Below are 23,721 nucleotides of genomic sequence, written 5' to 3'. Positions count from 1 at the left end.
ATCGGGACTCGACTATCTAGGGTATCAAGTCAGGCACGGTAGGTGGCATGCTGGCAAAATGACGAGCCAAACAACAGTGAAGACCCTGCTCATCCTCGGTGCCTCGGGCGACCTCACCGGCCGGCTCCTGCTGCCGGGCCTGGCGCGGCTGGTCGCGGCAGGCCGTGCGGAGGGCCTCACCCTGGTGGGTGCCGGTTCGGATCCGTGGACGCCGGAACAATGGCGGGAGCGGGTCCAGTCATCGTTCGGGGCTGCAGCGGGCGCAGCGGACAGGCCGGGGAAGGACTCCCTCGAGCTGCTGCAAAAGGAGACCGTGTACCACCAGGTGGACGTCACGGCCAAGGGTGCCCTCGCAGCCCTGCTCAAGGGACTGGAAGGCCCGGTGGCGGTCTACTTTGCGTTGCCGCCCAGGATCAGCCAGGCGGCCTGCGAAACGCTCCAGCCGGAGGAGGTTCCGGAAGGCACGCGCCTGGTGATGGAAAAGCCCTTCGGCTCCAGCGAGGAATCCGCACGGTCCCTCAACCGGACTTTGGCCCGGCTTGTCCCCGAGGACCACATCCACCGGGTGGACCACTTCCTGGGCAAGGCCACAGTCCTGAACATCCTGGGCCTGCGGTTCGCCAACAACTTCCTGGAGCCGGTGTGGAACCGGCAGCACGTGGAGAAGGTGGAGATCTTCTTTGACGAGGACCTGGCCCTGGAGGGCCGCGCGCGCTACTACGACGGCGCCGGGGCCCTCCGCGACATGATCCAGAGCCACCTCCTGCAGGTCATGGCGATCATGGCCATCGAACCCCCGGCCACCATCGGCGAGCGCGACCTCCGCGACGCCGTCTCCACCGTCCTGCGGGCCAGCAGCGTCAAAGCCCCCTTCACCGAATCAACGCGCAGGGCGCGCTACACGGCCGGTTCAGTGGCAGGCAAGGACGTCCCCGACTATGCCAGGGAGGAAGGCGTGGACCCCGGACGGGAAACGGAAACACTCGCCGAAATCCAGGTGGGCATCGACAACTGGCGCTGGCAGGGCGTGCCCTTCATCCTCCGCTCGGGCAAGGCCCTGGGGGACAAACGCAAGGAAGCGGTGGTCACCTTTCTGCCGGTGCCTCACCTGCCCCAGGGCTTCACCGGCGTGGACTCCCCCAACCAGCTCCGGATCGGATTCGGCCCGGACACGCTGGAGTTCGACGTCGACGTCAACGGCCCCGGGAACATCTTCAGCCTGGGCCGTGTGTCCCTGGAAGCGGAACTGAGTGCATCCGACCTCCTGCCGTACGGCGAAGTGCTGGAGGGCGTGCTGACCGGCGACCCGTTGCTGTCCGTCCGCAGTGACACCGCGGAGGACTGCTGGCGGATCGTCGAGCCGGTGCTCAAGGCGTGGGAGCAAGGGGATGTCCCGCTTGAAGAGTACGACGCCGGTTCGGCCGGCCCGGCATCATGGCCCACCAACCGGCGCAAGGGCTGAGCAGCCCCCGGCCCGGGCGGCAAGGGCACCTTTAACGACAGACGGGACGGGCAGGAACCTTTCGGTTCCCGCCCGTCCCGTCTGCCGTTCCGCATGTGGGTCCTGGCTAGATGGCGGCCACTCCGCGCTCCCCGGTCCGGACCCTTACTGCTTCATGGACATCCATGGTCCAGACCTTGCCGTCCCCGGCCCTGCCGGTATTGGAGCTGGCAATGATCACGTCCAGGATGTCGTCGGCCTGCTCGTCCGTGGCAAGGACTTCCACCCGGATCTTGGGCAGGAGGTCCACGTTGTATTCGGCTCCGCGGTAGACCTCGGTGTAGCCGCGCTGCCGCCCGTATCCGCTGGCGGCGCTGACGGTGAGGCCCTGGACGCCGTAGGCTTCCAGTCCTTCCCTGACGGTTTCGAGCTTTTCCGGCCTGATGATTGCAGTAATCAGTCTCATGCCCCCACGCTTTCCTTACCTGTTGCTGACTGTGACTTCTGTGCACCCGGCGCTGCCTGGACCGGCTCGTGCGGCTCGCCCTGGCCCTTGCCCGTGATCATGTCGTGCAGCGGCTGGAAGCTTCCGCCGTGGCCGCTCAGGCCGAACTCGTAGGCAGTCTCGGCGTGCAGGCTGAGGTCCACACCCACCGTTTCCTGTTCCTGCGAAACCCGGAAGCCCATGGTCTTGTGGATGGCCAGCGCAATGATGGCCGTCAGGACCGCGGAGTATGCGATGGCGATGCCGGCTGCCGCGAGCTGCGCCCAGAGCTGGGTCAGTCCGCCGCCGTAGAAGAGTCCGCCGCCGACACCGTCCGTGGGCAGTGCGATGAAGCCCAGGGCCACGGTGCCGATAATGCCCGAAACCAGGTGGACGCCGACCACGTCCAGCGAGTCATCAAAGCCCCAGCGGAACTTGAGGCCGACTGCCAGGGCGGAGGCTACACCGGCCACCACGCCGAGGCCGAGGGCTCCGACCGGGCTGACGTTGGCGCAGGCGGGGGTGATGGCGACGAGGCCCGCAACAACACCGGAGGCTGCGCCCAGGGAGGTGGGGTGGCCGTCGCGGATGCGTTCGGTGACCAGCCAGCCGAGCATGGCCGCCGCCGGGGCTGCGAGGGTGTTGATCCAGATCAGGCCGCCCTGTTCGGCGGTGGTGGCCGCGCCGCCGTTGAAGCCGAACCAGCCGAACCAGAGGATGGCCGCGCCGAGCATGACGAACGGGATGTTGTGCGGGCGGTGGTTCGGGTCCTTGCCGAAGCCCTTGCGGTTGCCGATGATCAGGACGAGGACGAGCGCTGCCACACCTGCGTTGATGTGGACCACGGTACCGCCGGCGAAGTCGATGGCGGGGCCGAGGGCCTTGCCGATGGCTCCTTCTGGGCCGAAGAGACCGCCGCCCCACACCATGTAGGCCAGCGGGCAGTACACCAGGGTGACCCACACGGGGACGAAGACGGACCAGGCGCCGAACTTGGCGCGGTCGGCGATGGCGCCGCTGATCAACGCAACCGTAATGATGGCGAAGGTGGCGGCGTAGCCCACCTTGATCAGGCCGTCAGGGGTGGTGATGCCCTCCAGGCCGAACGTGGCGAACGGGTTGCCCACGATTTCCAGGAATCCTTCACCGGAGCTCATGGAGGCGCCCCACAGCACCCAGACAACGCCCACCATGCCGATGGAGATGAAGCTCATCATCATCATGTTCAGGGCTGCCTTGGCGCGGGTCATGCCGCCGTAGAAAAATGCCAGACCGGGTGTCATGAACAGCACAAGGGCTGCCGCCACCATGACCCAAACGTGACCTGCGGTAAGTTCCATGGTGCACGTCCTCTCTCATCGAATCTTGCGGACTACTCCGCCTGCCAACGCCTTTTTGCGTCCTGTAAAGAGTTTGTGGGCGGCGTGTTTCGCCTGCGGAGGATTTAGATTGCCGGCCTGTTACAACAACCTCAAGGAAGTAAATGGTGCATATCCGCCTTGTTACGGTTATGTTTCCGCACCCGCGCAGCCACCCGGCTCCCTTTCCTGCAAGGACTCCTGCACCATGACGGCAACACCCCGCGAAAGTGGTGCCACCTCGAGGTTTCTGGCCCGGCTGAGGCCGCAGCGGGAAAAGCTTCCCCGCGACATCAAGGTGATGCTGGCCGCCGCGTTCCTCATTGCACTTGGATTCGGGCTCGTTGCGCCTGTATTGCCCCAGTTCGCAACAACCTTCGGGGTGGGAAACACTGAGGCTGCGGTCATCGTGGCAATTTTTGCCTTCATGCGCCTGGCGTTTGCGCCCGCCGGCGGTGCCTTGATCGGCAAGCGCGGAGAGCGTCCGGTCTATGTGGCAGGGCTCTTGATCGTGGCATTGTCGACGGCGGCATGCGCGTTCGCGCAGGACTACTGGCAGCTGCTGCTGTTCCGGGGACTTGGCGGGGCCGGGTCCGTGATGTTCACAGTGGCGTCGATGGCCCTGGTGGTCCGGCTGGCGCCGCCCAAGAGCAGGGGAAGGGTGTCAGGCGCCTACGCGTCCGCTTTCCTGATCGGGAATGTGTGCGGGCCGATTGTGGGCGGCCTGCTGGCGGGGCTGGGCCTGCGGGTCCCGTTCCTTGCCTACGCGGCGGCCCTGCTGGTTGCCGCGTTCGTGGTGCAGACCCAGCTCAGCCATCAGCGCCGGGACGGGGGCGAGGCCCGGCACCGTCCGCCGGACATGCGCTTTGGCGAAGCCCTGGCTGCCGGAACGTACCGGTCGGCCCTCCTGTCCAGCTTTGCCAACGGCTGGGCCACGTTTGGCGTCCGGATGGCAACGGTGCCGCTGTTCGCCGCCGCGGCCTTCGGGGCAGGCCCGCAGGCGGCCGGACTGGCACTGGCCGTGTTTGCTGCCGGGAATGCCGCCGCGCTCACCTTTTCGGGGCGGCTGGCGGACTCGCTGGGACGCAAGCCCATGATGGTCTCCGGCCTGCTGGTGGCAGCCTTGTCAACGGCGGCGATCGGCATTACTTCCGACCTGCCCTGGTTCCTTGCGGCATCGACGCTGGCCGGCGTCGGGTCCGGCCTTTTCGGCCCGGCCCAGCAGGCCGCCGTGGCGGATGTCGTTGGCAACACGCGTTCCGGCGGCAAGGTGCTGGCCGTCTACCAGATGACGTCCGACGTCGGAGCGATCGTTGGCCCGGTGGCGGCCGGGCTGCTCGCGGACCGACTGGGGTTCGGCTGGGCTTTCGGCGTGACCGGCGGCATCATGCTCCTGGCCGCCGCCGGCTGGCTGCCCACCCGCGAATCCCTGCGGACGGCCGCTTCCTAGCCTTCCCCCATGGGCTTCCGGCCCCGGGCCTTGCCCTGCTAATTCAGCAGGGCGTCGACAAAGCCTTCGGTGTCGAACGGGGCCAGGTCGTCCGCGCCTTCGCCCAGTCCGATGAGTTTGACCGGCACGCCAAGGGTCTTCTGGATGGCGACGACGATGCCGCCTTTGGCGGTTCCGTCCAGCTTGGTCAGCACGATGCCCGTGATGTTGACCACCTCTGAGAAGACCCGTGCCTGGTTCAGGCCGTTCTGGCCGGTGGTGGCATCCAGCACCAGCAGGACTTCGTCGACGTCGGCCAGCTTCTCCACGACACGCTTGACCTTGCCCAGCTCGTCCATCAGGCCTACCTTGTTCTGCAGGCGCCCGGCGGTGTCAATCATGACGACGTCCACTTCCTGCTCAATGCCGGCCTTCACGGCCTCATAGGCAACGGAGGCGGGGTCGGCGCCGTCGATGTCCGACTTCACGGTGGGAACGCCGACGCGCTGCCCCCATGTGGCCAGCTGTTCGGCCGCGGCGGCGCGGAAGGTGTCAGCGGCGCCCAGCAGGACGTCCTTGTCCTCGGCCACCAGCACGCGGGCCAGCTTCCCCACGGTGGTGGTCTTGCCCACGCCGTTCACGCCCACCACCATCATCACGGCGGGCTTGTCCGCATGCCGCTGGACATTCAGGCCGCGGTCCATGGAGGGGTCCACGAGCTTGATCAGTTCCTCGCGGAGCATGGCCTTAACGTGTTCGGGGGTCCGGGTGCCCAGCACCTTGACCCGTTCCCGCAGGGCATCCACCAGTTGCATGGTGGGTTCGGTGCCCAGATCCGCGAGCAGGAGTGTTTCCTCCACCTCGTCCCAGACGCTCTCGTCGATCCGGTCGCTGGACAGCAGCGCCAGCAGGCCCTTCCCCATGATGTTGTTGGAGCGGACCAGCCGCTCGCGGAGCCGGGTGAGGCGTCCCGCGACCGGCAGCGGGGTTTCGACAGGGATGGTTTCCAGCCCGGCAGCGTCATCCGGAACCGTGGTGGTGTCCAGCCCCTCGACGTCCACACCCGCCGGGGTTCCGCGTTCAATGGTGCCGGTGCGGTCCGCCACCGCGGTGCTGCCGCCGGATCGGATCTCGGGGTCGTTGGCGTCCCGGGTGCCGGGGTACCGGGTGATGTTCCTCCGCGTCTTGAGCAGGACCGGAATCAGCCCGCCGATGACCACCAGCGCAGCAAGAATGGACAGGACAATGGGAAGGATGTCATTCACTCCCCTAGCTTCTCACAAACGGCCCTGCCGGTTCCGGCGCCCAGTGCGCCCCTGACCTGCCCCTATGGGGCGGCCGCCGGCTGGCTGATCTTCCGCCGCTGCTACACCTCGGCGCCCAGGCGCTGGCTGATGACCGTGGAGACGCCGTCCCCCCTCATGGTCACGCCGTACAGCGCGTCCGCCACCTCCATGGTCCGTTTCTGGTGGGTGATCACGATGAGCTGGCTGGACTCCCGGAGTTCCTCGAAGATGGTGATCAGCCGGCCGAGGTTGGTGTCGTCCAGCGCCGCCTCCACCTCGTCCATAACGTAGAACGGGGAGGGCCGCGCCTTGAAGATGGCCACCAGCAGGGCCACCGCGGTCAGGGACCGCTCCCCGCCGGACAGCAGTGACAGCCGTTTGATCTTCTTCCCGGCAGGACGGGCCTCCACCTCGATGCCTGTGGTGAGCATGTCCTCCGGATCGGTGAGGACCAGACGGCCTTCGCCGCCGGGAAAGAGCCGCTCGAAAACGCGCACGAACTGGGCCTGGGTGTCCTCGAACGCTTCGGCGAAGACGCGCTGGACCCGGTCATCCACTTCCTTGATGATGTCCAGCAGGTCCCGGCGGCTGGCCTTCAGGTCCTCAAGCTGGGTGCTGAGGAACTGGTGTCGTTCCTCCAGCGCCGCGAATTCCTCCAGCGCCAAGGGGTTCACCTTGCCCAGGCTCGCGAGGTCCCGTTCGGCCTTGCGCAGACGCTTCTCCTGCTCCTGCCGGACGTAGGGCTTCCCTTCCAGGATCTCTTCCCCGCCGGCGTCAACGGGAGCGCGCAGTGCCGCCCACTTGTCGCCGGACTCCGCCGCGGGCACGGGTACCGGGACCTGCGGCCCGAACTCCGCCACCAGGGCTTCGGGGGTGATGCCCAGTTCGTCCACGGACCGGGTTTCCACCGCCTCGATCCTGGCACGCTGCCGGGCCCGGGCCAGCTCGTCCCGGTGCACGTTGTCGGTGAGGTCTGCCAACTCGCGGGCCAGCGCGTCGTTCGCTTCCCGGATGTCCCGCAGCCCACGGTCACGCTGTTCGCGGTTTTCCTCGGCCAGGTCCCGTTCGTGCCGGGCGAGGTCCACGGAGACGTCCACGTACCGCAGTGCCATGTCCACGGCTGCGGATACCGCGGCGGCACGCCTGGCCTGGATGCGGCGGCGCCGGGCGCGCTGGGCCGCTTCCTCCCGGGCGCGGCGTTCGGTGGCGGCGGCCCGCTCAAGGGATGCCACCCTGTTGCGGGTGGCCGCCAGTTGTTCTTCGGCACTGCGCAGGGACAACCGCGCCTCCACTTCCGCTGCGCGGGCGGCGGCTGCGGCATGGGCCAGCGCGTCCCGCTGTTCGGTGGAGGGCTCCTCTTCAACGGGAGCTTCCTGGGCAGCGGCCAGCCGGGCGGTGATGGCAGCGAGCGCTTCCTCCTCCGCGGCAACGTTCTCCTCCGCACGTGCCAGGGAGGCTGCCAGGCGCTCACTCTCGCCGACGGCGCTGCGCAGGACCGAGTTGAGGTGTCCCAGGCGTTCGGCGACGGCGGCCAGGCGGGCATCGGAATCGTGCAGCCTGTCCAGGGCAGCGTCTGCCGCCTCCTGCGCCCCGGCGCGCCGGGCCTCGGCGGCGGCCAGGGCGAACCTGTTCCGCTCCAGGTCCGCCGTGACCGCCGAAAGGCCCCGGCCGGCGTCGTCCACTGCCGCCTGCACCTCAAGGAGGGACGGTGCCTTGGCCGAACCGCCGGCAGTGGATACGGCGGTGAACACGTCCCCCTCGGGGGTGACGGCGGTGAGCCCGGGCTGCGATGCCACGAGCGCTGCCGCGGCATCGACGCCTGTGACGACGGCGGTCCCGGACAGCAGGTGCCGGACCAGGGGGATGTGCCCGTCAGGCCCGTCCACCAGGTCAGCAGCCCATTGCGCTCCGTCCGGCAACGGCACGTCCTGCCCGTCCTCCGGGTGGACCGCCACGGCCGATGCCAGGAGCAGCGACGCCCGCCCCGCGTCGTCATCCTTGAGCATCTGCAGGACTGCGGCCGCCGTGTCCTGGTCCTGGACGAGGACTGCCTCGGATGCCTCCCCCAGCGCGGCGGCGATTGCCGGCTCATAACCGCCCTGCACTATGATCCCGGCCGCCAGGGTGCCCAGCACTCCCGGCAGCCCCGACTCCAGCACGTGCCGGGCGCCATCCTTGCGGTCCAGTCCGAGCTTAAGAGCCTCGAGCCGGGCGGCCAGGGCGTCCCGCTTGCGGACTCCCTCGTTAACGGCAGCCTTGAAGCCGGCGATCTCCTCAAGGACCGTGTCCAGTGCTTCGCCGGCGGCCTCATAGTCGGCGTCCAGGGATTCCTCCCCTTCCTCCACGCCGGCCACCTGGTTTTCCAGGGCCGTGAACTCAGCCTGGGCGCGGGCACGCCGTTCCGTGCCGGCGGCAAGTGATTCCCGCAACCGGCCCAGTTCCGCCTGCGCGGACTCCACCCGGGACCTCGCGGCGGCTACCTGTCCGGCCAGGCGGGCCAGGCCCTCCCGCCGGTCCGCTGCTGCCCGGAGCTGCGCCGTAAGCCGCCGGTCCTCGGCCTGGGCAGCCTGCTCTGCTGCCGCCTTGGCGGCGCTTGCGGTGTCCAGTGCGGCGCGCCTGGCCTGGATATCCTGTTCAAGCTCAGCCAGCTCCTGCCGCACACTGGCTGCCTGGCGCTCGAGCTGTTCGGGATCCCGGCCGGAAGGCGGCACGGTGTCTTCGGAACCCAGCAGGCGGCTGCGTTCGGTGGCCAGCGAACCGAGCGCCCGAAGACGTTCGCGTGCGGTGGAGAGCCGGTACCAGGTGTCCCGGGCGGCGTTGAGACGGGGCGTGGCTTCGGCCGCCAGCTGCTCCAGCGCTGCCTGCTGCCTGCGCCCGGCTTCGAGTTCCTGCCCGACGGCGGTCCGCCGGGCTTTGAGCGCGGCCTCGTCCGCCACGTCCTGCTCCAGCGCCTGCTGCAGCTGGACGAGGTCATCGGCGAGCAGCCGGGCCCGGGCATCCCTGACGTCGAACTGGACGCGCTGGGCACGGCGGGCCACTTCCGCCTGTTTTCCCAAGGGTGTCAGCTGGCGCCGGATTTCCCCGGTGAGGTCGGTAAGGCGCTGGAGGTTGGCCTGCATGGCCTCCAGCTTCCGGACCGTCCGTTCCTTGCGGCGGCGGTGCTTGAGGATCCCCGCGGCCTCTTCAATGAATCCGCGCCGGTCCTCCGGGGTGGCATGCAGTACACGGTCCAGCTGGCCCTGGCCCACGATGACATGCATTTCCCGGCCCAGCCCGGAGTCGGACAGGAGTTCCTGGATATCAAGCAGCCGGCAGCCGGCCCCGTTGATGGCATATTCGGAGCCGCCTGTCCGGAACAGCGTCCGCGAAATGGTCACTTCGCTGTATTCGATGGGGAGCGCGCCGTCGGTGTTGTCGATGGTCAGCGAAACATGGGCGCGTCCCAGGGGCGGCCGCCCTGACGTCCCGGCAAAAATGACGTCCTCCATCTTGCCGCCACGGAGGGTCTTGGCCCCCTGCTCGCCCATCACCCAGGCCAAAGCGTCCACCACGTTGGACTTGCCGGATCCGTTGGGACCCACCACGGCGGTGACGCCGGGTTCGAAGTCGAAGGTGGTGGCAGAGGCAAAGGACTTGAACCCCCGGACGGTGAGGCTTTTGAGGTGCAAGGCTGTTCTGGTCTCCTGGAGCGGTGGGGCACTTTGCTGGATCCGGCTCACTACAATCTACTGCGCAGGACCGACATTTCCCGGCAGCAGCACCTGGAAGCCTGGGCGGGCACAGGGCAGGATATGCCAGTTCCGGCCGGGCAAAGGCATAGTTAAGCTCTTGAGCCTGCGTATATGTGGGTACAGTCACCGCATGAATGCGCCACGGAAACGAAGAGGGGCTTGAATTGGCAGGTAATGCAACCTTCCGCCACAGCAACACCGCGCTGCTCTCGGTGAGCAGCGTCGAGGCTCCGAGAATTGTCAGTTCCACGGACTTCGACCGCCACCTGGCGTCCACCCTGAAGCGGCTGAAGTTTCCGCCACGGCTGCTTGAACGCGTCGCAGGCATCACGCACCGCCGCTGGTGGGCCCCCGGAACATCGTTCGACGATGCGGCCGTGGAAGCCGGCGCCAAGGCCCTGGCCGAGGCAGGAATCGAGGCCTCCGACGTCGGACTGCTGATCAACACCTCCGTCACCCGGCGCAACCTCGAACCGTCCGTGGCAGTAAAGATCCACCACGGCCTCGGCCTGCCGTCGTCGGCCATGAACTTCGACCTTGCCAACGCCTGCCTCGGGTTTGTGAATGCCCTGACCCTGGCAGCGAACATGATCGACTCGGGACAGATCCGGTACGCGGTCATCGTCAATGGCGAGGACGCCCAGCTGACGCAGGAAGCCACCCTTGCCCGGCTGCAGCGGCCGGAGACCACCCGCGACGACTTCAACCGTGAGTTCGCCACCCTGACGCTGGGGTCCGGGGCTGCCGCGGCGGTCCTGGGACCGGCCGATGAGCACCCCGGTGCGCACCGGGTGGTGGGCGGCGTGATGCGCGCCGGCACCGAGCACCACGAATTGTGCGTCGGCGGCATCGACGGCATGCACACGGACACGAAAGGCCTGCTCGACGGCGGCCTTCAGCTGGTGGTCGATGCGTGGCATGAGGCGCAGCCTGAGTGGGACTGGGCTGCCATGGACCGCTACGTCACCCACCAGGTCAGCAACGCCTATACCCAGGCCATCATTGACGCAATCGACCTCGACCCCGACAAGGTCCCCATCACGTTCCCGCACTGGGGCAATGTTGGGCCTGCGTCGCTGCCCATGACGCTGGCGGCCGAGGCCCAGTCGCTGGGGACCGGGGACCGTGTCCTGTGCATGGGGGTGGGCTCCGGCCTGAACACCGCGATGCTGGAAATCGTTTGGTGATGCGGGACTGGCCGGGCGTGGACGCCGGATGGTCGCGTGAAATCGATGTCCCCTCCACAGCCGGAGTGGACGCGCCAGGCACGGTGCGCCGCTGGCACCTGCTGGATAACGGCGAAGAACTCACCCGCCGCGGCCTGGCTCCCGCCGGAACCCTCCTGTGCGTGCACGGCAACCCCACCTGGTCCTACCTGTGGCGGAGCCTGCTGGCGGCCGGGTCCGACCCAGCACATCCGTGGCGGGTGGTTGCGGTGGACCAGCTGGACATGGGTTACTCCGAGCGTACGGGCACCTTCCGCCGGCTGGCGGACAGGATCCAGGACCTGGGCGACCTGACGGACGCGCTGGCCCTGGACGGCCCGGTGATAACGGTGGGCCACGACTGGGGCGGGGTGGTCAGCCTGGGCTGGGCCCTGGCCCATCAAGACCAACTGGCCGGCGTGGTGCTGACCAACACGGCCGTGCACCAGCCGGCAGGCTCGCCCATTCCCCCGGCGTTGCGCCTGGCCCTGCACCCGGCCGTGCACACCTGGGGAACCACCACCTCCGACGCTTTCCTGCGGGTGACGCATTCATTGGCGCACCCGCCGTTGCCGGCGGATGTCCGGAATGCATACATGGCCCCCTACCGTGGAGCCGAACAGCGTGCGGGGGTGGGAAATTTTGTTGCCGACATTCCCGTTGACGCTTCGCACCCCAGCTTCCCGGCCCTCCGCGGCGTCGCCGAAGGCCTCCGCACCCTTGATGTGCCCGCCCTGATGCTGTGGGGCCCGCGGGACCCGATCTTTTCCGACCGCTACCTGAAGGACCTCATCAGCCGCCTCCCGCACGCGGACGTGCACCGTTATGAGGGCGCGGGACACCTGCTCGCGGAAGACCGGGACATCGCACCGGCCGTCTTCGACTGGCTTGCCGGGCGGGTTGTGGGCACCGGGGATGCCGCGTCAGCGGGCCGGCGCAGCGCGTCGCAGCCACCGGCCCTCGGGGGTTTCCGGCCTCTATGGTCGCTCCTTACGGAACTGGCAGCAGGACCCTCCGGGGACGAACCCGCCGTCGTCGAAATGGACGCCGGCGGCGGCGTTGCCCGCTCCCTGACGTGGCGGCAGCTGGACCATGGCGTGGAGCGGCTCSCCGCCGGCCTGCACCGGGCAGGCGTCGGGCCCGGCAGCCGGGTGAGCCTCATGGTCCCGCCCGGCGTCGACCTGACCGTAGCCCTGTATGCGTGCCTGCGGCTGGGAGCTGTGGTGGTCGTGGCCGATGCCGGCCTGGGCACGAGGGGGTTGAGCCGGGCAGTCAAGGGGGCCACCCCCGACTTCCTGATCGGTATCGACAAGGCGCTGGCCGCTGCCCGGGTGCTGGGATGGCCGGCCAGGCGCATCAGCGTCCGCGACCTGCCGGCCGCCCGCCGCCGGATCCTGGGGGTGGAGACCTCCTTGGCCGCCCTGGCAAGGGAGGGGTCCACGCCCACCGCGTCGCCTGAAGGCGGTGCATCCCAGCCGGATCCGGACTCCCCCGCCGCCGTGCTCTTTACTTCCGGTTCCACTGGCCCTGCCAAGGGCGTGCTCTACACGCACCGGCAGCTCGCGGCGATGCGCAACACCGTGGCCGAAACCTTCGGGATCCATCCGGGCCAGCGGCTCGTGGCAGGCTTCGCGCCCTTCGCCCTGCTGGGACCGGCATTGGGAACCGTGTCCGTGACGCCCGCAATGGACGTCACTGCTCCGCGCACCCTGACGGCATGTGCCCTGGCGGACGCCGCGGCGGCCATCGATGCCACGGTGGTGTTCGCCTCCCCGGCTGCCCTGCGCAACGTCGCCGCCACCAGCGGCGGACTGACCGCTGAAGGCACCGCAGCACTGAAACGCGTTGAACTGCTGCTCTCCGCCGGCGCTCCCGTCCCGGAACCGCTCCTTGCCGAGGTGCAGCGGCTGCTGCCGGGCGCCTCCCTGCACACCCCCTACGGAATGACCGAGGCGCTGCCCGTCACCGACATCAGCCTCGAACAAATCCGGGCCGCCGCCGCCGACGCTGACTCCGGAACAAAACCCGGGGCCGGCAACGGCGTCTGCGTAGGCTGGCCCGTCCACGGCGCCCGGGTAGCTGTCATCCCGCTGGCAGCGGACGGCACCGCACCCGGTTCCACGCCTGTGACGGAGGCCGGGGTCACGGGAGAAATCCTGGTCAGTGCCCCGCACGTCAAGGACGCGTATGACCGGCTCTGGCTGACGGAAAAAGCCAGTGCCGCTGGCTCCGGCTGGCACCGCACCGGGGACGTGGGCCATTTCGACGCCGACGGCCGGCTGTGGGTGGAAGGCCGCCTTGCGCACATTGTCACCGCGCCTGCCGGGGTGGTAACCCCGGTAGGCGCCGAACAGGCCATCGAACGCCTGGCGGGTATCCGCATGGCCGCAATTGTTGGCGTGGGACCGGCGGGGACGCAGGCCGTCACGGCCGTCGTCGAAACCGTCCCACCCGCCCGCAAAGCGGGCCCTGCCGGCATGGAACTGGCCGGAAAAGTCCGCGAAGCCGCCCGCGCGGCAGGCGTTTCCGTGGCCGCCGTCCTGGTTGTCCCCGCCCAGCCCACCGACATCCGCCACAACGCGAAGATTGACCGTACCCGCCTTTCACGCTGGGCTACCGCTGTCCTGGCCGGCGGTAGCCCGGGGACCCCATGAAGGTACTCGTCACCGGTGCGAGCGGGCTGCTGGGCCGGGAAGTCGCGGGGCAGCTGGTGCGCAGAGGCTATGACGTCACCACCTTCCAGCGGCGCCCTTCAGGGGTCGCCGGCGTCACGGACCGCTGCGGGTCCCTCACCGAGGATTCGGCCGTCAGGGGCGCCGTCCAGGGTGCCGAAGCAGTCATCCACCTGGCGGCCAAGGTCTCCTTCACCGGCCGTCCCGCAGAATTTGACGAAGTGAACGTCCAGGGCACCCGGCGCCTGCTCCTGGCCGCCAGGGAGGCCGGGGTGCGGGACCTGGTCTTCGTGTCCTCGCCGTCAGTGGCCAACTCGGGCGCCGCCATCGCAGGCCTCGGTGCTGAACCGGCGGACCCGGAACATGCCCACGGTGACTACTCCCGCACCAAGGCCCAGGCAGAACTGCTGGCCCTTGCCGCGGATGCACCGGACTCCCGCGTTGCCGCGGTGCGGCCGCACGTGGTCTGGGGGCCCGGCGACACCCAGCTGGTGGAACGGGTGCTGGCGCGGGCGGCACGGCACCGGCTGCCGCTGCTGGATGCGGGCGCCGCCCTGATCGACACCACCTATGTGGAGAACGCGGCGGCAGCGATCGTTGCCGCCCTGGCGCGCATGGAGCATATCCATGGCAGGGCGCTGGTTGTCACAAACGGGGAGCCACGGCCGGTGGGCGAACTCCTTGCCGGCATCTGCGCCGCCGGCGGCGTCCCCGCCCCGTCGTGGTCCGTGCCGGGGCGGGTTGCCCGGATGGCAGGATCCGCTGTTGAAAAGGTCTGGCTGAGGCTTGGAAAGCAGGACGAACCGCCCATGACCAGGTTCCTTGCCGAACAGCTGTCCACCGCCCACTGGTTCGACCAGCGCGAAACCGGGAAGCTCCTGGAGTGGACTCCGGCTGTATCGATCGACGAAGGCCTGGCACGGCTGGCCGCGTATTACGGCTCCCGGTGACAAGGAGCGTCGGGGCCGGCCAAACCTGCTTTACCAGCGGCCGTTGCGGGGCCGCGGCTGGCACACCGGGCAGGTGTGGGACGAGCGGTTCATGAACTGCTCCCGGCGGATGATCGCGTGGATTCCTGCTGCCGCGCATCTCCTGCACGGCTCACCCTGCCGGCCGTAGGCGTTGAGGGACCGGTCAAAGTAGCCTGAGGCACCGTTGACATTGACGTACAGGGAATCGAAGCTGGTTCCTCCTGCTGCCAGGGCATCGAGCATTACCTCCCGGGCGCTGTCGAGGACCCGTTGGGCCTCGCCCCGGCGAAGAGTGTCCGTGGGCCGCGCATAATGCAGCTTGGCGCGCCACAGGGCTTCATCGGCGTAGATGTTTCCAATTCCAGAGACCAGGCCCTGGTCCAGCAGCGCCCGCTTCAGGCCGGTCCTGCGCTTCCGGAGCCGCTGGTAGAACAGGTCGAAGGAGAAGGAAGGATCCAGCGGGTCGCGGGCAATGTGCGCTGCTTCCTCGGCGATCAGCGGAAGCGGGGATTCAGCGAGGCCGCCTGGACCGCCGTCGTCCGTCGATATCAGCGTGGTGACGAAGAGGCCGCCAAAGATCCGCTGGTCCACGAACCGTAGCTGGTCCGGCATCCCTTCCCGCGGGCTGAGCCGGAACCGGACTTTAAGGTGTTTCTCATCGGGGACGCCGGCGTCCTGCATCAGTAACTGCCCGCTCATGCCCAGGTGGGCCATAAGGGCCACGCCCGGCACGCGGGGTTCTTCAGGGTTGTCCGGAAGCGGGGCGGTGGCGTCCAGCAGCGGCATCCAGAGGAACTTGCCGCGGCGCACGACGTCGGACACCGTAGCGCCTTCGAGGTTGCCCATGAAGTCCTCGACGCCAAGGGCATGGCGCCGGATGGAACGTGGGTCGAGGACTTCAACGGCGTGGATGGTCCTGCCGCGGACCCAGTTCACCAGGCCGCGGCGGACAACCTCCACCTCGGGCAGTTCAGGCATGGGACCCTACTGGGCCGCCACGGAGCTTGTACTGGTGCTGCCGGCGTCCTGCGCCGCGGCCCCGGAGAGCACCCGCCAGGCATCCGCTGCCGCTTCCTGCTCCGCTTCCTTTTTCGAGTGGCCGGAACCCTTGCCATAGGCTGTGCCGCCGATGTTCAGGACCGCCGTGAAGGTGCGGGCGTGGTCCGGGCCGGACCCGTCCACTGCATAGTGGATGCTGCCCAGCTGCCGGCTGGCCGCAAGTTCCTGGATGCTGGTCTTCCAGTCGGTGCCGGCACCCAGGACGGCGGCGTCCTTCAGCAGCGGACCGACCAGCCGCATGACCAGCTGGCGCGCCGTCTCGATGTCGTTGGAGACGTAGGTGGCCCCGATCAGGGCCTCCATGGTGTCCGCGAGGATGGAGGCCTTGTTCTTGCCGTGGGTGAGCTTTTCGCCCTGCCCCAGGTAGATGTACTCCCCAATGCCAAGGCTGCGGCCGATGCCGGCCAATGCACGCGTACTGACGACGGCGGACCGGCGCTTTGCGAGTTCGCCTTCGGGCAGGTCCGGGTTGTCCCGGTAGAGGGCATCGGTAACAGAGAATCCCAGGATGGAGTCGCCCAGGAACTCGAGCCGCTCGTTGGTGGGTATGCCGCCGTTCTCGTAGGCGTACGAACGGTGTGTGAGCGCAAGACGAAGCGTCCCGGCGTCAATAGTGACACCGAGACGCTTCAGAAGCTCTTCAGTTGAAGACATCAGTCAGCCTTTTGGGCCGATTAGACGTCAGCGACCTTGCGGCCCTTGTACTCAAGGAACAGCGCAGTGCCAGCAGAGTCGGTAACGACCTTTGCCTGGTGCGGCAGGCTGTAGGTGACCTGGCCGTTCTCAACGGTCTTCACCAGGTGGGGGGCGGTCGCCTTCCACTGCGAGCGGCGGGCGCGGGTATTCGAGCGAGACATTTTCCGCTTGGGAACAGCCACGGCTAACTCATTTCTCTCTAGACAAACACGTACAAATCAATTTTGCCGGTCAGGCTTAGCCATATCAGCTAGGGCAGCCCAGCGAGGATCCAGGACCTCGTGGTGGTGCCCCGGCTCGTCTTCCAGGCGAACTCCGCATTCGGAGCAAAGGCCCTGGCAGTCTTCCCGGCACACCGGCTGGAACGGCAGATTGGTGACAACCGCGTCCCGCAACACCGGTTCAAGATCGATTACATCGTGCTCGACTCGACGTTGCTCTTCATCTTCTTCTCCGTCCGAAAGCTGGACGCCCTCGTAGAAGAAAAGTTCTTGCACATTGACCTCAAGGTCATACGCAAGGGGATCCAGGCATCGGCCGCATTCACCGGTAACTTCGGCAAGCACGGTTCCTGATACCAGAATTCCTTCGTGTACGGCCTCAAGCCTCAGATCCAGCTCAACATCCGAGCCTTCCTGAACACCAATGAGCGCCACACCAAGATCACCCGGTGCGGGTACATGTTCCTTCAGTGTCCGCATGCTTCCCGGACTGCGTCCGAGGTCCTTGACGTCGAACGCCAGGGGCGAACCAGCATCTCTGTTAATGAGAACTCCTGTTGAACATATGACCGACGTATCATCTTAGCCTGAAGAGCCGCAGCGACTCAAACCGGCAGGAGGAAGCGCCGAAGTACCGATCCAGCCTACCGCTTTGGCTGCTGATCAGGCGAAGGCTCGCCGGAGACCAGCCGGCGGTGCACTGACCGGGGCACATAGTCGGACACGCTGCCGCCCAGGACCGACACCTCTTTGATCAGGGTGGAGGACAGATGGACGTAGCTGGCCTCGGCCGGGAGGAAGACAGTCTCCACCCCGCTCAACTGCCGGTTCATGGTGGCCATGGGAAGCTCGTAGTCAAAGTCCGACGACGACCTGAGTCCCTTGACGATGGCCGACACGCCGCGCTGGCGGCAGTACTCCGCCAGGAGCCCCTCGCCCACCGGTTCCACCACGATTCCCTTGAGCAGCGCCAGGGTCTCGCGCGCCATTTCCAGCCGCTCCTCCAGGCTGAACATGTACTTCTTGGCGTAGTTGGTGGAGATGGCCACGATGACCTCGTCAAAGAGGCCGGCAGCACGTGCGATGACTTCGAGATGGCCGTTGTGGATGGGGTCGAAGGATCCGGGGCACACAGCGCGTCTCATGCTCCGAACCTACCCCATGGAAAGCCCGGGATACCATGACTGGATGCATCCACCACGGGAACTTTCCACCCCCCTGGCACCTGCGCCCTGGCAGCGCACAGCGCTCGGAGCCAACCTCCTGGCCCCCGACGGCGGACTGGGTGTCACCATCTTCGAAGAGATGACCACCCTGGCCGTCCAAACCGGGGCGATTAACCTGGGGCAGGGCTTCCCTGATGAGGACGGGCCGGCCGAGATCCGGGAAGCGGCCCGGGCAGCCATCGCGGCGGGGGCCAACCAGTACGCGCCCGGCAAGGGCCTGCCCGAACTCCGTGCGGCGGTGGCCGCGCACCAGGAACGCTTCTACGGGCTCAGGCCGGACCCGGACACTGAGGTCATCATCACCACCGGGGCCACGGAAGGCATCGCAGCCTCCCTCCTGGCCTTCGCCGGACCGGGCGACGAGGTTCTGACGTTCGAGCCCTTCTACGACTCCTACGGCGCAATCATTGGCCTGTCCGGCGCCTCCCACGTGACCGTTCCGCTGGCTGCCCCGGACTTCATGCCGGACCTGGCAGCATTGGAGGCGGCCTTCAATGAGCGGACCCGCGTGGTACTGCTGAACAATCCGCACAACCCCACCGGCGCCGTCTTTCCACCGGCCGTCCTGCAGCGCGTGGTGGAGCTTGCCGAAAAGCACGGCAGCATCATCATCACGGATGAGGTGTACGAGCACCTCACCTTCGGCGTGGCCCATACACCCCTCGCCACCCTTCCGGGCGCCGCTGCCCGCACCATCACCATTTCCTCTGCCGGAAAGACGTTCTCCCTGACCGGCTGGAAGATCGGCTGGCTGAGCGGGCCGGCGGAGCTGGTCTCAGCAGTCCGCACGGTCAAGCAGTTCCTGACCTACAGCTCGGGCACCCCCTTCCAAGGAGCGATCGCCGCCGGCCTGGCCCTGCCGGACGATTTCTACACGGGCATCGCCGCCGCCCTTGAGAAGAAACGGGACATCCTCAGCGCCGGACTCCGGGCGGCGGGCTTTGATGTCTTCACACCGCGGGGAACGTACTTCGTCAACGTGGACACGGCTCCGCTGGGCATCACGGACGCCCTGGACCTGGCCCGCCGCCTGCCGGCACTGGTGGGTGTCGCGGCCATTCCGGTTCCGGTCTTCTGCCATCCGGAAGGTGCGGAGCGGATGCGCAGCCTGCTCCGGTTTGCCTTTTGCAAGAAGACCGAGGTCCTGGAGGAGGCCGCGGCGCGGCTGGCCACCCTGGGCGGCAGGCTCTGATGTCCGGCGGCAGCGGCGTGACTGCCAGCCGCTTCCTGCGGACCACTGGCCAGCACGCCACCATCGAAACCGATGCATTTACTGATGGCGGCTATGTCCTCAGCATCGGCGGAGCCGAACAATCCCACGTCAACCTTGACCGGCCGGAGGACATCTTCTACGAGTACCTCCGCAGGATTGGACACCTGGTGGATCTGGCGGCCCCTCCCGGCGGGCCGATCAGTGCCCTGCACCTGGGAGCAGGGGCGCTGACGCTGGCGCGTTACGTCCAGGCCACCCGCCCCGGCTCGATGCAGTACGCGGTTGAGCTGGAACGCGAGCTGCTGGACTTTGTCCTTCGGCACCTTCCCCTGCCCCAGGGGACGGACCTGACCACCATCATCGGCGATGCCCGTGAAGCGCTTGGTGCCCTCGATCCCGGCCTCAGGTTCGACGTCGTCATCCTGGACATTTTTTCCGGCCCGGAAGCCCCGGCCCACATCGCCACCAGCGGCTTTTACCGCGAGGCCAGGGAACGCTTGCGCCCGGACGGCCTGCTGATCGTCAATGTGGGCGACGAGGCGGCCCTGACACTCGTCAGGAGCCAGGTGGCGGCGATGCGTGATGCGATGGCGGATGTGGGCGCCGTTGCGGAAGCCGGCATGTTCGACGGCCGGTACCCGGGCAACATCATCCTGGCAGGGACGCAGGGCCCGTGGCCGGAAGCCTGGACAGCTGAATTGACCGCGCGTGGCCCCCACCCTGCACGTGTCCTGGCGGGAGTCGACCTGGATCCGTTCTCGGGCTAAGCCCCCGGGGTGCCAGGCCCGGCAGTTTCAGGCCCGGCAGCGTCCGCCAGGTCATCAGCTGCGATGGCGTCGGGGACGAACGGTTCGGCGTACCACAACCGGGTTTCCCCGTATTTCTTCTCGGCGAACCGGGTCATCCCGTCCGGCCATTGCGGCTCCGGGGAGCGCGACGAGCGTTCCACCACGACAACGGCACCGGGGACCAGATGCGCGGCAAGCTTCTGCAGCACCGCAGCCAATGCGGCATCCTCCAACGGATATGGCGGATCCAGGAACACCAGGTCCCAGGCAGCGGATTCCGGGACGCGGTCCAGGAAAGGCTCCACCTTGGAGCGGTGCACGGTCACGGTTTTGCGGCCCAGCACCCCGTTGATGAGGTCTGCGTTGCGCTGGCACACGGCACTGGCCTTGGCATCGGACTCAACCAGGTCCACGGTCCGGGCTCCCCTGCTGGCGCTTTCCACTCCCAGCGAGCCCGAACCCGCATAAAGATCCAGCACCCGCGCGCCGGCAATGACTTCAAAGGCGTCGAGGCGGGAAAACAGCGCTTCCTTCACCCGGTCGGTTGTCGGCCTGGTCAAGGACCCTGGAACGGCCGCCAGTGGCGTGCCGCCGGCAGCCCCGGCAATAATCCTGGTCACCGCGCCCACCGCGATCCGCCGGCGCCCGGTGCGCCTATGCGCGCTGCGCTTCTGTTGCTAACCGCGTTCAAGGAACGCCTCCTTCTCAGGGTTGAGGTACTTCTCGATGGCATCGGCCAGTTCCGGGCAGCCGGACAGCAGGGGGTCGCCGGCAACGATTGCCTGGGCGTCTTCCCTGGCCCGGGCAATCACGTCTTCGTGTTCGAGGACCCGCAGCAGTTTCAACGTGGACCGTCCACCGGACTGGGAAGCGCCCAGGATATCGCCCTCGCGCCGCAGCTTGAGGTCCTCCTGGGAGAGGACAAAACCGTCGGTGGTGGCCGCGACCGCGTCCAGCCGCCGCCGGCTTGGGTGACCGGGTTCCAAGGCGGTGACCAGCAGGCAGGTTCCCGGCAGGCCGCCGCGGCCCACGCGGCCGCGGAGCTGGTGCAGCTGGGAAATACCAAATCTGTCGGCGTCAAGGATCACCATCAAGGTGGCGTTGTGGACGTCCACCCCCACCTCGATCACGGTGGTGGAGACGAGCAGCTTGATGCGGTTGGCGGTGAAGCCGGCCATGGTCTCCGTCTTCAGCTCCGGGTCCTGGCGCCCGTGCAGGGGAGCCAGTGGAACCCCGGCCAGCGAGGGCTCGGAGAGCAGATGGTCCACGACGGCGGTGACCGACGCGAGCTCCCGCGCCTCCTCCCCTTCCACGCCGGAAGGTGCTGCCTCCCCCGGGCTGAAGTCGCCGTCGTCGTCCGTTCCGATCTTGGGACAGACCACGTACACCTGGTGGCCGGCGTCGATCTCTTCCCTTGCACGTGCCCAGATCCGGGCCGCCCACGCGGGATTCTCGGCAAGGCCCACGAGATGCGTGGTGATCGGGGCGCGCCCCTTCGGCAGTTCGTCGAGCGTGGAGGTCTCGAGGTCGCCGAACACGGTCATCGCCACGGTGCGGGGAATGGGCGTGGCGGTCATGACCAGCAGGTGCGGCGGCTTCCGTGCCTTGGCCCGCAGGGCGTCCCGCTGTTCCACGCCGAAGCGGTGCTGTTCGTCCACCACGATCAGGCCGAGGTCGTAGAAGGAAACGTTGTCGCTGAGCAGGGCATGGGTGCCAATGATGATTCCGGCCGTCCCCGAGGCCGCGTCCAGCATGGCCTGTTTCCGCGCCGCCGTGGGCATGGACCCGGTCAGGAGCGTGACCTGCACGGAAGGGCCATCGCCCCCGGCCAGCCCTCCCAGGAGTCCGTCGCTGGAGAGCACGCCCAGGGTGCGGCGGATGGAGTCGTAGTGCTGCGCGGCGAGCACTTCGGTGGGCGCCAGGAGCGCAGCCTGGCCGCCGGCGTCGATGACCTGCAGCATGGCCCGCAGCGCCACCACGGTCTTCCCGGAGCCCACTTCGCCCTGCAGCAGCCGGTTCATGGGGGCAGCCTGCGCCAGTTCCGCCGCGAGGGTGCTGCCGACGGCGGCCTGGCCGGCCGTGAGCGTGAAGGGCAGGTTTTGGTCGAAGGCAGCCAGGATACCGTCGTCGACGGGGCGCCGGGCGGTGGCTTCCTCGGCGGCGAGCTGGGCCCGCCGCCTGGCCAGCGCGGATTGCAGCACCAGTGCTTCCTGGTACCGGAACCGGTCCCGTGCGCGTTTCCAATCGGCGGCTGTTTCGGGCGCATGGATGAGCCTGTAGGCCTCCGCCACGGGCAGGAAGGCTTCCCTGGCGGCGACTGCGGACGGAACCGGGTCCGGCAGCGAGCCCAGGTCAGCGGTTTCGAGCAGTGTGGTGATCACCTTCTGGATCCGCCAGCTGGGAAGCTTTGCGGTGGCCGGATAGACCGGGATGGGCATCGCGGCGAGCTTCTCCGGATCACCGCTGCCCTGGACGAAGGGGTCATCGTCCAGGAGCTGGAAGTCCGGATTGGTGAGGCCCAGCTGGCCTTTGAAGCTGGTGACTTTTCCAGAGAACAGGGCCCGCCGTCCCTGCAGGAGTTCAGTTTTTGCCTTGTAGCCGTTGAAGAAGCTGATCTTGAGGGTCCCGGGCACTTTGCCGCGGTAGTCCGTGCCTCCCACCAGCCGGAGCCCCTGCTGCCCGTCGTCGTCGGAAACGATGACGTCGGTGATGGTCCCCCGCCGTGCCTGCATGTGCCGGGTGCTGCTGGACAGCACCCGGGCAATGAGGGTGACCTCCTCATTGAGTGGGAGCCCGCCAATGGGCGTCAGCTCACCGCGCATAAGGTAACGCCGGGGGAAGTAGTTCAGCAGGCCCTCGACGGTGGTGATGCCGAGGTGTTTCTCGATGACGGCGGCGGAACGCTTTCCAATCCGGCGCTCCAGGGCCAGGTCCAGCTCAGCGTTCATGCCCGCCGGTGTTCACCTTTTCCACATCCGGTTCCCGCGGAAGCGCCAGCTCGCTGATGCTGATCTGGGACGGCTCACCCAGTGACCGGATAATCTCCACGGCCGGGTCCGGCTCCGGAACGTGCACGTGCACCCGCCACCGGTAGTTGCCTTCCGGATCCGGACCGCTGCCCACCTGGCTCATGATGACGGACTCGCCGATCTCGTCCAGCCGCTGCCGGAGCGTGGCGGCGTTCAGGGGCGAAAGGCTGATGGTGCACATGACTTCCACGCCGTCGTCGTCCGGCATGGAGGTGTGGATGTGGGGGTCGGAGACGTCATAGCCGTGCAGGCCATCGAGGAGCTCGCTCTGCAGTTCTTCGCCCAGAACAGCGGAGCGGAGGCAGTCGAGGATCAGCAGCATCCCCACGCCGCCTGCATCCACCACGTGGGCGGACTGCAGCGCATCGAGCTGTTCCTCGGTGTGGATCACGGCGGCCAGCGCGCCCTCCACCGCAGCGTCCAGCGCCAGGCCCAGCGCGTGGTTGCTGTCATCGCCGTCCTGGGCGGCGTCGACGGCGGCTGCCGCACGGGCTGCCGCTTCCATGACCGACAGCATGGTGCCCGGAACCGGGTCACTCAGTGCGGACCAGGCGCGGATCTGGGCGCGGTTCAGTGCTGCCGACAGGAGCGTGGACGTCAACCGGGTATGCCCGGCCAAAGGCTCAGCCGCGGCGCAAAGAAACACGGAAAAGAGAGTTCCCGAGTTTCCCCGTGCTTCCTCCATGGCGGCCTGCCCGGCGGTGGCAAGGACTTCCCCGACGTCGACCGGCGCCGGCTGGCTCTCTGCAAGGACCAGGGAACGGGCGGCAGCGCGGACAGTGAGATAGAGGTTGGTGCCGGTATCGCCATCGGCCACCGGGAAGATGTTGATGGCGTTGAGCCGGTCACTGTGGTTTCCCAGGGCAGTTTCAGCCTTGCCCAGCCACCTCTTCATCGCCAGCGCGTTGGCGG

At 67.7% G+C, this 23,721-nt stretch carries 19 protein-coding genes; 7 read left to right on the top strand and 12 right to left on the bottom strand.

Annotated elements, in window-relative coordinates; all coding sequences use genetic code 11:
• Positions 1 to 58: 58 nt before the first annotated feature.
• Entirely contained in the window at positions 59 to 1,462 is a 1,404-nt protein-coding gene (locus ASG86_RS14110; RefSeq protein ID WP_056335373.1) for a glucose-6-phosphate dehydrogenase, read from the top strand.
• Positions 1,463 to 1,568: 106 nt separating this feature from the next.
• Here the strand turns inward: ASG86_RS14110 and ASG86_RS14105 are convergent, their stop codons facing one another.
• Entirely contained in the window at positions 1,569 to 1,907 is a 339-nt protein-coding gene (locus ASG86_RS14105; RefSeq protein WP_056335370.1) for a P-II family nitrogen regulator, read from the bottom strand.
• Complete coding sequence (locus tag ASG86_RS14100; protein WP_056335367.1) at positions 1,904 to 3,265, bottom strand: ammonium transporter; 1,362 nt, start codon at positions 3,263 to 3,265, stop codon at positions 1,904 to 1,906. Before ASG86_RS14100 ends, ASG86_RS14105 begins: the two co-directional genes overlap by 4 nt.
• A gap of 226 nt (positions 3,266 to 3,491) precedes the next feature.
• Here ASG86_RS14100 and ASG86_RS14095 point away from each other — a divergent pair, with 226 nt between their 5' ends.
• The gene (locus tag ASG86_RS14095) at positions 3,492 to 4,733 is read left to right on the top strand and encodes an MFS transporter (protein ID WP_056335364.1); all 1,242 of its coding nucleotides are present in this window, start codon (positions 3,492 to 3,494) and stop codon (positions 4,731 to 4,733) included.
• 38 nt (positions 4,734 to 4,771) lie between these two features.
• Here the strand turns inward: ASG86_RS14095 and ftsY are convergent, their stop codons facing one another.
• Positions 4,772 to 5,977, bottom strand: coding sequence for a signal recognition particle-docking protein FtsY (gene ftsY, locus ASG86_RS14090; protein WP_056335362.1), 1,206 nt, complete (start codon positions 5,975 to 5,977; stop codon positions 4,772 to 4,774).
• Between the two features lie 101 nt (positions 5,978 to 6,078).
• Positions 6,079 to 9,666: a chromosome segregation protein SMC gene (smc, locus tag ASG86_RS14085; RefSeq protein WP_056335359.1), complete on the bottom strand. Its 3,588-nt coding sequence runs from the start codon at positions 9,664 to 9,666 to the stop codon at positions 6,079 to 6,081.
• A gap of 227 nt (positions 9,667 to 9,893) precedes the next feature.
• Between smc and ASG86_RS14080 the strand changes: the two genes are divergently transcribed.
• The 3 genes from ASG86_RS14080 to ASG86_RS14070 are packed head-to-tail and all read left to right on the top strand — an operon-like array spanning position 9,894 to position 14,556.
• On the top strand, positions 9,894 to 10,916 hold the full coding sequence (locus ASG86_RS14080) for a 3-oxoacyl-ACP synthase III (RefSeq protein WP_200946270.1): 1,023 nt from the start codon (positions 9,894 to 9,896) through the stop codon (positions 10,914 to 10,916).
• The gene (locus tag ASG86_RS14075; protein WP_056335353.1) at positions 10,910 to 13,588 is read left to right on the top strand and encodes an alpha/beta fold hydrolase; all 2,679 of its coding nucleotides are present in this window, start codon (positions 10,910 to 10,912) and stop codon (positions 13,586 to 13,588) included. Before ASG86_RS14080 ends, ASG86_RS14075 begins: the two co-directional genes overlap by 7 nt.
• Positions 13,585 to 14,556, top strand: coding sequence for an NAD-dependent epimerase/dehydratase family protein (locus ASG86_RS14070; RefSeq protein WP_056335350.1), 972 nt, complete (start codon positions 13,585 to 13,587; stop codon positions 14,554 to 14,556). Before ASG86_RS14075 ends, ASG86_RS14070 begins: the two co-directional genes overlap by 4 nt.
• 30 nt (positions 14,557 to 14,586) lie before the next feature.
• Here ASG86_RS14070 and mutM read toward each other — a convergent pair whose 3' ends face one another.
• The 5 genes from mutM to coaD form a co-directional block, all read right to left on the bottom strand.
• Positions 14,587 to 15,555 carry a bifunctional DNA-formamidopyrimidine glycosylase/DNA-(apurinic or apyrimidinic site) lyase gene (mutM, locus tag ASG86_RS14065; RefSeq protein WP_056335347.1) on the bottom strand — a complete coding sequence of 323 codons (969 nt, stop codon included), beginning with the start codon at positions 15,553 to 15,555 and terminating at the stop codon, positions 14,587 to 14,589.
• 6 nt (positions 15,556 to 15,561) lie between these two features.
• On the bottom strand, positions 15,562 to 16,290 hold the full coding sequence (gene rnc, locus ASG86_RS14060; RefSeq protein ID WP_056335344.1) for a ribonuclease III: 729 nt from the start codon (positions 16,288 to 16,290) through the stop codon (positions 15,562 to 15,564).
• Positions 16,291 to 16,310: 20 nt separating this feature from the next.
• Entirely contained in the window at positions 16,311 to 16,514 is a 204-nt protein-coding gene (rpmF, locus tag ASG86_RS14055) for a 50S ribosomal protein L32 (RefSeq protein WP_009356569.1), read from the bottom strand.
• A 36-nt stretch (positions 16,515 to 16,550) separates the two neighbouring features.
• The gene (locus tag ASG86_RS20245; RefSeq protein WP_082566791.1) at positions 16,551 to 17,075 is read right to left on the bottom strand and encodes a YceD family protein; all 525 of its coding nucleotides are present in this window, start codon (positions 17,073 to 17,075) and stop codon (positions 16,551 to 16,553) included.
• Positions 17,076 to 17,197: 122 nt separating this feature from the next.
• Positions 17,198 to 17,698: a pantetheine-phosphate adenylyltransferase gene (gene coaD / locus ASG86_RS14040; protein WP_056335335.1), complete on the bottom strand. Its 501-nt coding sequence runs from the start codon at positions 17,696 to 17,698 to the stop codon at positions 17,198 to 17,200.
• Positions 17,699 to 17,741: 43 nt separating this feature from the next.
• On the opposite strand from coaD, the gene ASG86_RS14035 reads away from it, so the two are divergent.
• The gene (locus ASG86_RS14035; RefSeq protein WP_200946261.1) at positions 17,742 to 18,971 is read left to right on the top strand and encodes an aminotransferase class I/II-fold pyridoxal phosphate-dependent enzyme; all 1,230 of its coding nucleotides are present in this window, start codon (positions 17,742 to 17,744) and stop codon (positions 18,969 to 18,971) included.
• Positions 18,971 to 19,759, top strand: a complete 789-nt coding sequence (locus ASG86_RS14030) for a spermidine synthase (protein WP_056335329.1) — start codon at positions 18,971 to 18,973, stop codon at positions 19,757 to 19,759. The genes ASG86_RS14035 and ASG86_RS14030 overlap by 1 nt, the downstream gene beginning before the upstream one ends.
• Here the strand turns inward: ASG86_RS14030 and rsmD are convergent.
• Genes rsmD through ASG86_RS14015 form a run of 3 tightly spaced genes read right to left on the bottom strand, consistent with a single transcriptional unit; the run spans position 19,756 to position 23,704 of the window.
• The gene (rsmD, locus tag ASG86_RS14025; RefSeq protein WP_056335569.1) at positions 19,756 to 20,400 is read right to left on the bottom strand and encodes a 16S rRNA (guanine(966)-N(2))-methyltransferase RsmD; all 645 of its coding nucleotides are present in this window, start codon (positions 20,398 to 20,400) and stop codon (positions 19,756 to 19,758) included. The genes ASG86_RS14030 and rsmD overlap by 4 nt on opposite strands.
• 57 nt (positions 20,401 to 20,457) lie before the next feature.
• Positions 20,458 to 22,728, bottom strand: coding sequence for an ATP-dependent DNA helicase RecG (locus ASG86_RS14020; RefSeq protein ID WP_056335325.1), 2,271 nt, complete (start codon positions 22,726 to 22,728; stop codon positions 20,458 to 20,460).
• The gene (locus ASG86_RS14015) at positions 22,718 to 23,704 is read right to left on the bottom strand and encodes a DAK2 domain-containing protein (protein WP_056335322.1); all 987 of its coding nucleotides are present in this window, start codon (positions 23,702 to 23,704) and stop codon (positions 22,718 to 22,720) included. The genes ASG86_RS14020 and ASG86_RS14015 overlap by 11 nt, the downstream gene beginning before the upstream one ends.
• Positions 23,705 to 23,721: the final 17 nt, after the last annotated feature.

The sequence above is a fragment of the Arthrobacter sp. Soil764 genome, assembly GCF_001428075.1.
GTDB lineage: Bacteria > Actinomycetota > Actinomycetes > Actinomycetales > Micrococcaceae > Arthrobacter.
This window is presented reverse-complemented; position numbering and strand designations above follow the sequence as displayed.

Excerpts from the sequence above, each read along its gene's own strand:
- ASG86_RS14110 (WP_056335373.1), top strand. The coding sequence starts at position 59 with ATGACGAGCCAAACAACAGTGAAGACCCTGCTCATCCTCGGTGCCTCG.
- ASG86_RS14105 (WP_056335370.1), bottom strand. The coding sequence starts at position 1,907 with ATGAGACTGATTACTGCAATCATCAGGCCGGAAAAGCTCGAAACCGTC.
- ASG86_RS14100 (WP_056335367.1), bottom strand. The coding sequence starts at position 3,265 with ATGGAACTTACCGCAGGTCACGTTTGGGTCATGGTGGCGGCAGCCCTT.
- ASG86_RS14095 (WP_056335364.1), top strand. The coding sequence starts at position 3,492 with ATGACGGCAACACCCCGCGAAAGTGGTGCCACCTCGAGGTTTCTGGCC.
- ASG86_RS14070 (WP_056335350.1), top strand. The coding sequence starts at position 13,585 with ATGAAGGTACTCGTCACCGGTGCGAGCGGGCTGCTGGGCCGGGAAGTC.
- mutM (WP_056335347.1), bottom strand. The coding sequence starts at position 15,555 with ATGCCTGAACTGCCCGAGGTGGAGGTTGTCCGCCGCGGCCTGGTGAAC.
- rnc (WP_056335344.1), bottom strand. The coding sequence starts at position 16,290 with ATGTCTTCAACTGAAGAGCTTCTGAAGCGTCTCGGTGTCACTATTGAC.
- coaD (WP_056335335.1), bottom strand. The coding sequence starts at position 17,698 with ATGAGACGCGCTGTGTGCCCCGGATCCTTCGACCCCATCCACAACGGC.
- ASG86_RS14035 (WP_200946261.1), top strand. The coding sequence starts at position 17,742 with ATGCATCCACCACGGGAACTTTCCACCCCCCTGGCACCTGCGCCCTGG.
- ASG86_RS14030 (WP_056335329.1), top strand. The coding sequence starts at position 18,971 with ATGTCCGGCGGCAGCGGCGTGACTGCCAGCCGCTTCCTGCGGACCACT.
- ASG86_RS14020 (WP_056335325.1), bottom strand. The coding sequence starts at position 22,728 with ATGAACGCTGAGCTGGACCTGGCCCTGGAGCGCCGGATTGGAAAGCGT.
- ASG86_RS14015 (WP_056335322.1), bottom strand. The coding sequence starts at position 23,704 with ATGAAGAGGTGGCTGGGCAAGGCTGAAACTGCCCTGGGAAACCACAGT.